Source organism: Mycobacterium sp. SP-6446 (assembly GCF_001954045.1).
GTDB lineage: Bacteria > Actinomycetota > Actinomycetes > Mycobacteriales > Mycobacteriaceae > Mycobacterium.
In genome coordinates this window covers 1-12287 of sequence record NZ_MBEM01000143.1, presented here as the reverse complement: position 1 = coordinate 12287, position 12287 = coordinate 1, and the positions used below count along the sequence as shown (strand labels likewise).

The 12287-nt window shown below is 67.5% G+C and carries 14 protein-coding genes; all 14 read left to right on the top strand.

Translation table 11 applies throughout. From position 1 onward, the window contains the following. Position 1 precedes the first annotated feature (1 nt). Positions 2–613: a TetR/AcrR family transcriptional regulator gene (locus A5736_RS13530; protein ID WP_076246746.1), complete on the top strand. Its 612-nt coding sequence runs from the start codon at positions 2–4 to the stop codon at positions 611–613. Between the two features lie 24 nt (positions 614–637). Further along, entirely contained in the window at positions 638–1876 is a 1239-nt protein-coding gene (locus A5736_RS13525; protein ID WP_076246744.1) for an acyl-CoA dehydrogenase family protein, read from the top strand. Next, positions 1873–2871 carry a phosphotransferase family protein gene (locus tag A5736_RS13520; RefSeq protein WP_371328381.1) on the top strand — a complete coding sequence of 333 codons (999 nt, stop codon included), beginning with the start codon at positions 1873–1875 and terminating at the stop codon, positions 2869–2871. The genes A5736_RS13525 and A5736_RS13520 overlap by 4 nt, the downstream gene beginning before the upstream one ends. Beyond that, positions 2868–3239, top strand: a complete 372-nt coding sequence (locus A5736_RS13515; protein WP_076246742.1) for a DUF6285 domain-containing protein — start codon at positions 2868–2870, stop codon at positions 3237–3239. The genes A5736_RS13520 and A5736_RS13515 overlap by 4 nt, the downstream gene beginning before the upstream one ends. Before the next feature lie 11 nt (positions 3240–3250). Then, positions 3251–3649: a nuclear transport factor 2 family protein gene (locus A5736_RS13510; protein ID WP_076246740.1), complete on the top strand. Its 399-nt coding sequence runs from the start codon at positions 3251–3253 to the stop codon at positions 3647–3649. A gap of 7 nt (positions 3650–3656) precedes the next feature. Beyond that, complete coding sequence (locus A5736_RS13505) at positions 3657–4205, top strand: YceI family protein (RefSeq protein WP_076124202.1); 549 nt, start codon at positions 3657–3659, stop codon at positions 4203–4205. A 30-nt stretch (positions 4206–4235) separates the two neighbouring features. After that, positions 4236–4655: a response regulator transcription factor gene (locus A5736_RS13500; RefSeq protein ID WP_076124010.1), complete on the top strand. Its 420-nt coding sequence runs from the start codon at positions 4236–4238 to the stop codon at positions 4653–4655. Positions 4656–4912: 257 nt separating this feature from the next. Next, on the top strand, positions 4913–5290 hold the full coding sequence (locus A5736_RS13495) for an NADH-quinone oxidoreductase subunit A (protein WP_076124012.1): 378 nt from the start codon (positions 4913–4915) through the stop codon (positions 5288–5290). A gap of 8 nt (positions 5291–5298) precedes the next feature. Beyond that, the gene (locus A5736_RS13490) at positions 5299–5853 is read left to right on the top strand and encodes an NADH-quinone oxidoreductase subunit B family protein (protein WP_076246739.1); all 555 of its coding nucleotides are present in this window, start codon (positions 5299–5301) and stop codon (positions 5851–5853) included. After that, positions 5850–6578: an NADH-quinone oxidoreductase subunit C gene (locus A5736_RS13485; protein ID WP_076124014.1), complete on the top strand. Its 729-nt coding sequence runs from the start codon at positions 5850–5852 to the stop codon at positions 6576–6578. The genes A5736_RS13490 and A5736_RS13485 overlap by 4 nt, the downstream gene beginning before the upstream one ends. Further along, a complete protein-coding gene (nuoD, locus tag A5736_RS13480) occupies positions 6578–7906 on the top strand; it encodes an NADH dehydrogenase (quinone) subunit D (protein ID WP_076124016.1) in 1329 nt (442 codons plus the stop codon). The genes A5736_RS13485 and nuoD overlap by 1 nt, the downstream gene beginning before the upstream one ends. Then, the gene (gene nuoE, locus A5736_RS13475) at positions 7903–8685 is read left to right on the top strand and encodes an NADH-quinone oxidoreductase subunit NuoE (RefSeq protein WP_076124018.1); all 783 of its coding nucleotides are present in this window, start codon (positions 7903–7905) and stop codon (positions 8683–8685) included. The genes nuoD and nuoE overlap by 4 nt, the downstream gene beginning before the upstream one ends. Then, a complete protein-coding gene (gene nuoF, locus A5736_RS13470) occupies positions 8685–10022 on the top strand; it encodes an NADH-quinone oxidoreductase subunit NuoF (protein WP_076124022.1) in 1338 nt (445 codons plus the stop codon). Before nuoE ends, nuoF begins: the two co-directional genes overlap by 1 nt. Beyond that, a partial coding sequence (locus A5736_RS13465; RefSeq protein WP_076246737.1) for an NADH-quinone oxidoreductase subunit G occupies positions 10019–12287 on the top strand: 2269 nt, incomplete at its 3' end. The genes nuoF and A5736_RS13465, both read left to right, overlap by 4 nt.

The window sequence follows — 12287 nt, the reverse complement described above, 5'->3', positions numbered from 1 at the left end:
GATGCCGTCGGGAGAGCTGACCTCCAAGGGCCGCCAGACCAGGCAGGCCATCGAGCAAGCTGCCCGTAAACTGTTCGCCGAGCGCGGCTTTCACGGCACCACCCTGGCCGACATCACCTCCGCCGCCGGGAAATCGCCGGCCGTGTTCTACCGGTACTTCGCCGACAAAGAAGACCTGCTGGCCGCGCTGGCCGAGTCGTTTTTGCACGAGGTCGTGGCGCCGTCCGGGCTGAGTGTTCGGTTGCCGGAGTCACCCGACGACGACGGGTTCTTCACCTCGGTGGTCACCGGCTACTGGAACATCTTCAAGCAGAACATCGGCATCATGATCGCCGTCGCCCAGCTCGGCGCCACCCAGCAGCGCTTCGCGGCCGTCCAGAACGAATTTCGGCGTTTCGGCATGGACATCGTGGCCGCCTCGGTCCGCCGCGCCCAGGAACAGGGTTACGGGGCCGAGCTCAACCCCGAACACATTGCGACCGCCATCGCGCTGCTGTTCGAAAACTTCACCACCGTGGTCGTGGGGCCGTCCGGCCTGGGGTTGGAAGTCAGCGACCAGGAAGCCATCGCAACGCTGTCGACGGTCTGGAAGAAAACGCTCTACGGGTCGTAACGAAAAAATCTCGAGGAGATCATTGTGGATTTCACTCTGCCGGAACACCTTCCGGGACTGCTCGCCGACATGGACGCGTTCATCGAGCGCGAAATCGCTCCGCTGCAGGCCGAGAACATGCAGTACTTCGACCAGCGCCGAGAGCATGCCCGCACCGATTGGGACAACGACGGCATCCCGACACGCGAGTGGGAGGACCTGCTGGCCGAGATGCGCCGGCGGGCCGATGCGGCCGGCTGGCTGCGTTACGGGTTACCCGCCTCGCTGGGCGGGCGCGACGGCTCCAATGTCGACATGGCCGTCATTCGGGAACACCTGGCGCACAAGGGCCTTGGCCTGCACAACGACCTGCAGAACGAATCCTCGATCGTTGGGAACTTCCCGCAGGTGATCATGATGGAGCGCTTCGGCACCGACGAGCAACGCCGGGCCTGGTCGGAGGCGCTGATCACCGGGGAACGCTCGATGGCGTTCGGCCTCACCGAGCCCGCGCACGGCTCCGATGCGACCTGGCTGGAAACTCACGCCAAACCCGACGGAGACGAGTGGGTGATCAACGGCTCCAAGCGATTCAACACAGGCGTGCATCGCGCCACCCACGATCTGATCTTCGCCCGCACGTCCGGTGAGCCGGGGCAGGCCCGCGGCATCACCGCGTTCCTGGTCCCCACCGATGCGCCGGGATTCAAGGTGCCGTACTACTGGTGGACCTTCAACATGCCCACCGACCACGGCGAGGTGGAGTTGACCGATGTGAGGGTGCCCGCCGACGCGGTGCTCGGCGAGGTGGACCGCGGCCTGGAGGTTGCGCAGACGTTCTTGCACGAGAACCGAATTCGCCAGGCCGCCAGCAGCCTGGGCGCGGCGCAATACTGCATCGACCGGGCGGCGGAATACGCCGGCCGGCGCACGGTGTTCGGCAAGCCGCTGTCGGTCAACCAGGCCGTGCAATGGCCCCTGGCCGAGCTGCAGACCGAGGCCCAGATGGTGCGGCTGCTGGTGCAGTACGCGGCCTGGCACCTGGACCGCAATCATCACATGGAGGTCTCCGACAAGGTGTCGATGGCGAATTACCGCGCCAACCGGCTGGTCTGCGACGCCGCCGACCGTGCGATGCAGATCTTCGGCGGCCTCGGCTACAGCCGGCACGAGCCGTTCGAGCACATCTACCGCCATCACCGCCGCTACCGGATCACCGAGGGCGCCGAAGAGATCCAGATCCGCCGAGTTGCCCAGCGGCTATTCAAGTTTGGCAGCAAGTGACGGTCAGCGCAGAACCGTTGGCGTCCAAACTGGCCGGGGTGCTGACGACGGCCCTGGGCACCGGGAGTTTGGAGATCGCCAACCTACGCGCGCTCACCGGTGGCGCCAGCCGAGCCACGTGGGCCTTCGACGCGGTCACCGACGACCAACGCCGTTCGCTCATCCTGCGCACCGGTGCACCCGACGACATGCACGCCGGCATGGAACTGGAAGCAAGAGCGCAGGCCGCGGCCGCTGCCGCCGGGGCGCCCGTCCCGCACATCCTCGTCGCCGACGATTCGCCTGCCGCACTGGGCAATCCGTACCTCGTCTGCGACGAGATCAAGGGCGAGACCATCGTCCGCCGCATCCAGCGTCAGCTCGACAACACCGATGGGCAACGGGGCCGGGCGCGGCTGCTCCAACAGTGCGCCCGCGCGCTGGCGGCCATCCACCGCGCCGAGAAGAACCTGCCCGGCCTCACACACGAGGGCCAGCTGGAGGAATGGCGCGAGCGCCTCGACGCGATGGGCGATACCACGGCCACCTTCGAGTGGGGGTTTCGCTGGCTGACCGCCCACCGGCCGCAACCCTCGCCCAACGTGCTGGTGCACGGCGATTTCCGGATGGGAAACCTGATCGTCGACGGATCCGACCTTGCCGCCGTTCTGGACTGGGAGCTGGTGCACGTCGGGCAGGCCTACGAAGACCTGGCCTGGTTTTGCATCCGGGCCTGGCGTTTCGGCGCGCCGCCGAGCCTCGGCGCCGGCGGGCTGGGCAGCATCGAGAGCTTTCTCCTCGCCTACGAAGAGGCCGGCGGGGCTAGCGTCGATCGCGCGGCGTTTCACTGGTGGCTGGTGCTGGCCACGCTGCGCTGGGGCGTCATCTGCCGGCACCAGGCCGAGCGCCACCTGAGCGGGCAGGTCCGCTCGGTGGAATTGGCGGCGATCGGGCGCCGCGTCTGCGAAACCGAGTGGGATCTGCTTAACCTGCTCGAGGAAGGGGCCCGCACATGACGTCCGGTGAGCAGCTGCATGGGCGGCCGACGGCGGCCGAGCTGGTGGCGGCGGTGGCCGAATTCATCGAACGCCTCATCCAAGCCGATGTGCGAGAGGCGACCACCGGGCAGGTCAACTTCCACGCCCGGGTGGCCGCCAACGTCTTGCGCATCGTCGAGCGCGAACTGCTCGACGACGGAGCGGCGGAGGCCCGCGCGGCGCTGGCCAGCCTGGGTTTCGACGACGAGGCCAGTCTGGCCGCCGCGATCCGGGCCGGTGAGCTCGACGAAAACGCCGGACACGTCACGGCTTGCCTGCGGACCCTGGTGCGCCACCGACTGGCGGTCGCCCATCCCGGATACGACCGTGAATATGACGGGGAATAGGAGCCAGAGCCATGCCCGCTACCGCCGAGGCCATCGTCGACGTGGCCGACCGCCTGTTCGCGGCGATCGAACAGGGCGACCAGGCGACCGTCGACCGAATGTGGAGCGACGACATCGCCGTCTGGCGCGTCGGCGCCCGCCGGGATGACGATAAGGCCCGCGCGCTGCGCGTCATCGACTGGTTCATCGACGTCACAACCGAGCGGCACTACGAGATCCTCGACCGCCAGGTCTTTGATGACGGATCGGCGGGGGGCTTCGTCCAGCAACACGTCCTGCACGCCACCGGCCATGCCGGACAATCGATCTCGCTACGCGTCTGCATCGTGATCAAGGTGGGCACCGACGGGCTGATCCATCGGATCGACGAGTACTTCGACCCCGCGGAGATCGCTCCCCTGATGAGATGAGGTGACGATGACGACGTTGGAAACGCTGCTCAACGATCCCGAGATGGCCGGCGTGTGGAACATCGTTCCGGATCGCTCGGCCATCACCTTCAAGGTCAGAAACTTGTGGGGACTGCTGAACGTCAAGGGCCGCTTCACCGAGTTCAGCGGCGACGGACAACTCACCGGCAAGGGCGCGGTCTTCGGCCGCCTCGACATCCGCGCCGCGTCGCTGAGCACCGGAATCAGACGCCGCGACAGGCACCTGCGCTCGGCCGACTTCTTCGACGTCGAGCGCTTCGGCGAGATCAGCGTCGTCGTCACCGCCGTGCACCCCACCGAGGGCCCGCCGAAAGGCAAAGCCGCCGATCTGCGGGCAAACTTCACCATCAAAGGCGTCACCGCACCGCTACCCCTGCCCGTAACCATCACCGAGCTCGAGGACGGCTCCATCCAAATCAGCGGACAAACCAAGGTCGACCGATCCCAGTTCGACTTGGGCTGGAACAGGTTCGGCATGATCGGCGCGACGGCAACGGTGGCGGCGGATGCCATCTTCGTGCGGGCGCCCCGGTAAGACCGCCGAGCCACCAGTAGCATCTGCACCGTGCCCGCCTCGAGCCCCAATACCGAATCCAGCGAGGCCCTGCGGATCCTCGTCTACAGCAACAACGCCCACACGCGCGATCAAGTGATGCGGGCGCTGGGCAAGCGGCTGCACCCGGATCTGCCGGAGCTGAGCTACGTCGAGGTCGCGACCGGCCCGATGGTGATCCGCACGATGGACGAGGGCGGCATCGACTTGGCCATCCTCGACGGGGAGGCGACCCCGACCGGCGGCATGGGCATCGCCAAGCAACTCAAAGACGAACTCGCGACCTGCCCACCGATCCTGGTCCTCACCGGGCGCCCGGACGATGCGTGGCTGGCCAGCTGGTCGCGCGCCGAGGCCGCGGTCCCGCATCCCGTCGACCCCATCGTGTTGGGCCGCACGGCACTCGGCCTGCTGCGCACGCCCGCCCGGTAGCAATTACCTCTGCCACCTGCGCCGACACGGAAATCTAGACCGTGTGGGCGGTCGCTCAGCACCCTAGCGACGACGCGCCCGGATGCGGGGACGTTAAGACCGGGCTAATAGCAGCACCCCGGGCACGTGCGCCCGCGCCGACGACGCTATGTTGAAAGTCACTGTGGCGCACTCCAGACCCGGTTCGTCACAGCAGCCCGTTACCGCCGGCCGCCGCTGCGCATCAAGGCGGCCCACACGACGGATCATGGAGCGAGTTGAACGTCTACATACCCATCCTGGTGCTAGGCGCGATCGCCGCCGCGTTCGCCGTCGGCTCGGTCGCGATCGCGAGCCTCGTCGGCCCGTCGCGGTACAACAAGTCCAAGCTGGCCGCGTACGAGTGTGGGATCGAGCCCACGGAATCGTCGGTGAGCGGTCCAGAGGCGAGGCCCGGGCAGCGGTTCCCGGTGAAGTACTACCTGACCGCAATGCTGTTCATCGTCTTCGACATCGAAATCGTGTTCTTGTATCCGTGGGCGGTCAGCTACGACGCCCTGGGGACGTTCGCGCTGGTCGAGATGGTGGTGTTCATGCTCACGGTCTTCGTGGCCTACGCCTACGTGTGGCGCCGCGGCGGCCTGACGTGGGATTGAGGTAAGACGTGGGCCTGGAAGAACAACTGCCCGGCGGCATCCTGCTGTCTACCGTCGAGAAGGTCGCCGGTTATGTCCGCAAGAACTCTTTGTGGCCGGCGACGTTCGGGTTGGCCTGCTGCGCGATCGAGATGATGGCGACGGCGGGGCCGCGATTCGACATCGCACGCTTCGGGATGGAGCGCTTCTCGGCGACGCCGCGGCAAGCCGATCTGATGATCGTTGCCGGGCGGGTCAGCCAGAAGATGGCGCCGGTGCTCCGGCAGATCTACGACCAGATGGCCGAGCCGAAATGGGTGCTGGCCATGGGTGTCTGCGCATCGTCGGGCGGGATGTTCAACAACTACGCGGTCGTGCAGGGCGTGGACCACCTCGTCCCGGTGGACATCTACCTCCCCGGCTGCCCCCCGCGGCCGGAGATGCTGCTGCACGCAATCCTCAAGCTGCACGAGAAGATTCAGCAAATGCCGCTCGGCGTCAACCGCGAGCGCGCCATCGCCGAAGCCGAGGAGGCGGCCCTGGCGGTCAGGCCGACGATCGAAATGCGTGGACTGCTGCGATGAGCTCACCGGATCACGACCCGAAGGTAGCCGCCAGCGAGGTGGGAGGGTCCGTCCCCGCTCCCGGCGAGGAAGTCATCAACGTTCGCCGCGGCATGTTCGGCGCGTCCGGGTCCGGTGACACGTCCGGGTACGGGCGGCTGGTGCGCGAGGTCACGCTGCCGGGCAGCAGCCCCCGGCCCTACGGCGGCTACTTCGACGACGTCGTCGACGGGCTGGCCGACGCGCTCGAGTCCGGCGACACCGAATTCACCGACGCCATCGAGAAAGTCGTGGTGTACCGCGACGAACTGACCCTGCACGTGCGCCGCGAGCTGCTACCGCAGGTCGCCCAGCGGCTCCGCGACGAGCCGCACCTGCGCTTCGAGCTCTGCCTGGGCGTCAGCGGGGTGCACTACCCGCACGAAACCGGGCGCGAGCTGCACGCCGTCTACCCGCTGCAGTCGATCACCCACAATCGGCGCGTCCGGCTGGAAGTGTCTGCGCCGGACAGTGATCCGCACATCCCGTCGCTGTTTTCGGTCTACCCGACCAACGACTGGCACGAGCGCGAGACCTACGACTTTTTCGGCATCATTTTCGACGGACACCCATCGCTCACCCGCATCGAGATGCCCGACGACTGGCACGGACATCCGCAACGCAAGGACTACCCACTCGGCGGGATTCCCGTGGAATACAAAGGCGCGCAGATACCCCCGCCCGACGAGCGGAGAGCCTACAACTGATGAGCACAATCACTGATTCGACGCACGATGACGGCGCCGCCGAGACGATCGTGGTCGCCGGCGGCCAGGACTGGGAACGGGTCGTCGACGCCGCTCGCGAAGCCGACCCCGGGGAACGCATCATCGTCAACATGGGGCCGCAGCACCCGTCCACCCACGGCGTGTTGCGGCTGATCCTCGAGATCGAAGGCGAAACGGTCACCGAGGCCCGCTGCGGGATCGGCTACCTGCACACCGGAATCGAGAAGAACCTCGAATACCGCTACTGGACCCAGGGCGTCACCTTCGTGACCCGAATGGATTACCTGGCACCATTTTTCAACGAGACCGCCTACTGCCTGGGCGTGGAGAAGCTGCTCGGCATCACCGACGAGATTCCGGAGCGCGTCAACGTCATCCGCGTCATGACGATGGAGCTCAACAGGATCTCGTCGCATCTGGTCGCCCTGGCGACCGGCGGCATGGAGCTGGGCGCCATGACCCCGATGTTCGTCGGCTTCCGCGGGCGCGAGATCGTCCTGAACTTGTTCGAATCGATCAGCGGGCTGCGGATGAACAGTGCCTACATCCGGCCCGGCGGCGTCGCGCAGGACCTGCCGCCCAACGCGGAAACCGAAATCGCCGCAGCCCTCGAGGAACTCAAGAAGCCCCTGCGCGACATGGGCGATCTGCTCAACGAGAACGCCATCTGGAAAGCGCGCACCCAGGGCGTCGGCTACCTGGACCTGGCCGGCTGCATGGCGCTGGGCATCACCGGCCCCATCCTGCGCGCGACCGGCCTGCCGCACGACTTGCGCAAGAGCGAACCTTACTGCGGATATGAAAATTACGAATTCGACGTAATCACCGACGACACGTGTGATGCTTACGGGCGCTACATGATTCGCGTCAAGGAGATGTGGGAGTCGATCAAGATCGTCGAGCAGTGTTTGGACAAGTTGCGACCCGGACCGATCATGGTCGACGACCGCAAGATCGCCTGGCCGGCCGACTTGAAGGTCGGGCCCGATGGCATGGGCAACTCGGAAGAACACATCGCAAAGATCATGGGCAGCTCGATGGAGGCGCTGATCCACCACTTCAAACTGGTCACCGAGGGCATTCGCGTTCCGGCGGGCCAGGTTTACGTCTCGGTGGAATCGCCGCGCGGCGAGCTGGGCGTGCACATGGTCAGCGACGGCGGCACCCGCCCCTATCGCGTGCATTACCGGGACCCGTCCTTCACCAACCTGCAGTCGGTCGCCGCGATGTGCGAGGGCGGAATGGTCGCCGATCTGATCACCGCGGTCGCCAGCATCGACCCGGTGATGGGCGGGGTCGACCGATGACGGTGCCCGAAGTCGGTAGCAGCGGCGGGGAGCGGGTCTTCATCCGGCTCGGACCGCCCCCCGAAGAACCCAGCCAATTCGTCGTTGAGGGTGCGCCGCAATCGTATTCGGCGGAGGTGCGGGCGCGGCTGGAGGTCGACGCCAAGGAGATCATCGGTCGCTACCCCAACAAGCGCTCGGCGCTGCTGCCGCTGCTGCACCTGGTGCAGTCCGAGGACACGTACCTGACGCCCGCGGGCCTCGAGTTCTGCGGCGAACAGCTCGGATTGACGGGCGCCGAGGTGTCGGCCGTCGCGAGCTTCTACACGATGTACCGCCGCGGCCCCACCGGCGACTACCTGGTCGGTGTCTGCACAAACACGCTGTGCGCGGTGATGGGCGGCGACGCCATTTTCGAAACACTGGTGAACCATCTCGGCGTCCGCAACGACCAGACCACCCCCGACGGCAAAATCACGCTGCAACACATCGAGTGCAATGCCGCTTGTGATTTCGCGCCGGTGGTGATGGTCAACTGGGAGTTCTTCGACAACCAGACGCCGGAGTCGGCGCGCGAACTCGTCGATTCGCTGCGCGAGGGCAACCCCGCGCCGCCCACTCGCGGCGCCCCGCTGTGTCCCTTCCGCGAGACCTCACGCATCCTGGCGGGTCTGCCCGATGAGCGCCCCGACCAAGGGCAGGGCGGCGCCGGTGCCGCGACGCTGGCCGGTCTGAAGGTGGCGAAGGAACTCGGCATGGAGGCACCGCCAGCGTCGGTCGCTCCCGGGGAGGAGCGCTAATGGGTGCTCCCACGATCCAGGCAACGCCGCTCACCCCGGTGATCAGCCGCTACTGGGACGACCCCGAGTCCTGGACGTTGGACACCTATCACCGCCATGACGGCTACCAGGCGATGAAGAAGGCCCTGGCCATGGAGCCCGACGCGGTGATGGGCACCGTCAAGGACTCCGGTCTGCGCGGACGTGGCGGCGCGGGCTTCTCCACGGGCACGAAATGGTCGTTCATTCCGCAGGGCGACACCGGGGCGGCCGCCAAGCCGCACTACCTGGTGGTCAACGCCGACGAGTCGGAACCCGGGACGTGCAAAGACATTCCGCTGATGCTGGCGACGCCGCACGTGCTCGTCGAGGGCGTCATCATCGCCGCCTACGCGATCCGGGCCAGTCACGCGTTCATCTACGTGCGCGGCGAGGTGCTACCGGTGCTGCGCCGCCTGCAGAACGCGGTCGCCGAGGCCTACGCCGCCGGTTACCTGGGTCGCGACATCGCGGGGTCCGGCTACGACCTGGAATTGGTCGTGCACGCCGGAGCCGGCGCCTATATCTGCGGCGAGGAGACCGCGCTGCTCGACTCGCTGGAGGGCCGGCGCGGCCAGCCCCGGTTGCGGCCGCCGTTTCCCGCGGTGGCGGGGCTGTACGGCTGCCCCACAGTGATCAATAACGTCGAGACCATCGCCAGCGTGCCGTCGATCATCCTCAACGGGGTCGAATGGTTCCGGTCGATGGGCAGCGAGAAATCGCCTGGCTTCACGCTGTATTCGCTGTCCGGGCACGTCACCCGCCCGGGCCAGTACGAGGCTCCGCTGGGAATCACGTTGCGCGAGTTGCTCGCCTACGCCGGCGGCGTCCGCGCCGGGCACCGGCTCAAATTCTGGACGCCCGGCGGGTCCTCGACCCCGCTGCTCACCGACGAGCACCTCGATGTGCCGCTGGACTACGAGGGCGTGGGCGGCGCCGGGTCGATGCTGGGCACCAAGGCGCTAGAGATCTTCGACGAGACCACCTGTGTGGTGCGCGCGGTGCGCCGCTGGACCGAGTTCTACAAGCACGAGTCGTGCGGAAAATGCACGCCGTGCCGGGAGGGCACCTTCTGGCTGGACAAGATCTACGAGCGACTGGAAACCGGCGGGGGCACCCACGAGGACATCGACAAGCTGTCCGACATTTCCGACACCATCCTGGGAAAGTCGTTCTGCGCGTTGGGCGATGGCGCCGCCAGCCCGGTGATGTCGTCGATCCAGCATTTCCGCGACGAGTACGTCGCGCACGTCGAAGGCGGCGGCTGCCCCTTCGACCCCCGGGACTCGATGCTTACGCCAGACGGAGGTAACGCGTGACGCAGGCGGCCAAACCTCAGACCGGCGACGGGGTGAGCCAGCCCGAGATGGTGACGCTGACCATCGACGGCGTCGAAATCAGCGTTCCCAAGGGAACTCTGGTGATCCGCGCCGCCGAATTGATGGGCATCCAGATCCCCCGGTTCTGCGATCACCCGCTGCTGGATCCCGTCGGCGCCTGCCGGCAGTGCCTCGTCGAGGTGGAGGGGCAGCGCAAGCCGATGGCGTCGTGCACCACCGTGGCCACCGACGACATGGTGGTGCGGACGCAGCTGACCTCCGAGGCCGCCGACAAGGCGCAGCACGGCGTGATGGAGCTGCTGCTGATCAACCATCCGCTGGACTGTCCGATGTGCGACAAGGGCGGTGAATGCCCGCTGCAGAACCAGGCAATGTCCAACGGCCGCGCCGATTCTCGCTACACCGACGTCAAGCGCACCTTCGCCAAGCCGATCAACATCTCCTCGCAGGTGCTGCTGGACCGCGAACGCTGCATCCTGTGCGCCCGCTGCACGCGATTCTCCGAGCAGATCGCCGGGGATCCGTTCATCGACATGCAGGAGCGGGGCGCCCTGCAGCAGGTCGGCATCTACGCCAACGAGCCGTTCGACTCGTACTTCTCGGGCAACACGGTGCAGATCTGCCCGGTGGGCGCCCTGACCGGGATGGCCTACCGATTCCGGGCCCGCCCGTTCGACCTGGTCTCCAGCCCCAGCGTGTGTGAGCACTGCGCGTCGGGGTGCGCACAGCGCACCGACCACCGCCGCGGCAAGGTGCTGCGCCGGCTGGCCGGCGACGACCCCGAAGTCAACGAGGAGTGGAACTGCGACAAGGGCCGGTGGGCCTTCACCTACGCCACCCAGCCCGACGTCATCGCCACACCCCTGATCCGGGACGCCGACGGCACGCTGCAACCCGCGTCCTGGTCCCATGCGCTGGTGGCCGCGGCCCAGGGCCTCGAGGCCGCCCGGGGACGCACCGGCGTGCTGGTCGGTGGCCGGGCGACGTGGGAAGACGCCTACGCGTATTCGAAGTTCGCGCGAATGGTGTTGGACACCAACGACATCGACTTCCGGGCCCGCCCGCATTCGGCCGAGGAGGCCGACTTCCTGGCCGCCCGCGTCGCGGGCCGGCCGGTGACGGTGAGCTATTCCGATCTGGAGTCGGCGCCGGCGGTGCTGCTGGTCGGGTTCGAGCCAGAAGACGAGTCGCCCATCGTGTTCCTGCGACTGCGCAAGGCGGCCCGCAAGAACGGTGTTCCGATATACGCCGTCGCCCCGTTCGCCACCCGCGCGCTGACAAAGATGTCGGGCCGGTTGCTCAAAACCGTTCCGGGCGGCGAGGCTTCGGCGCTGGACCGCCTGGCCACCGGTGAGGTCGGGGATCTGTTGTCCAGTCCGGGCGCGGTCATCATGGTCGGGGAACGCCTGGCCACTGTGCCCGGCGGATTCTCGGCGGCGGCCCGGCTCGCTGAGGCCACGGGGGCGCGGCTGGTGTGGGTGCCGCGCCGGGCCGGGGAACGTGGTGCGCTGGACGCGGGCGCGCTGCCCACGCTGCTGCCCGGAGGCCGCCCCGTTACCGACGACACCGCCCGCGAACAGGTCGCCGCGGCGTGGCATGTCGACGAATTGCCTTCTGCCGCTGGGCGTGACGCCGCGGGCATTGTGGCCGCCGCCGCGGACGGGACGCTGGGCGCGCTGCTGGTCGGCGGTGTCGAACCGGCCGACTTCGCCGATCCGGACGCGGTGCTGGCCGCGCTGGACGCCGCCGGCTTCGTGGTCAGCCTCGAGTTGCGGCACAGCGCCGTCACCGAACGCGCCGACGTCGTCTTTCCGGTCGCATCGACGACGCAGAAGGCCGGTGCGTTCGTCAACTGGGAGGGCCGCCATCGGGAATTCGGCCCCGCGCTGCACGGCACCACGCAGCAAGCCCGCCAATCGGACCACCGGGTACTGGACGCGCTGGCCGACGAAATGGGTGTCTACCTGAATGTGACGACTGTCGAGGCGGCGCGCGAGGAGATGTCCGGGCTGGGCGCGTGGGGCGGCAAGCACGCCGCCGGCCCGCAGGTCGCGAGCCCGCAACCGGCCGAGCCGGGCCAGGGCGAGGCCGTGCTGACCGGCTGGCGGATGCTGCTGGACAGCGGCCGGCTGCAGGACGGGGAGCCGCATCTGGCGGGGACGGCGCGCGCACCCGTCGTGCGGCTTTCGGCCGATACCGCGGCCGAGATCGGCGCCGCTGACGGTGACGCCGTCACCGTCAGCA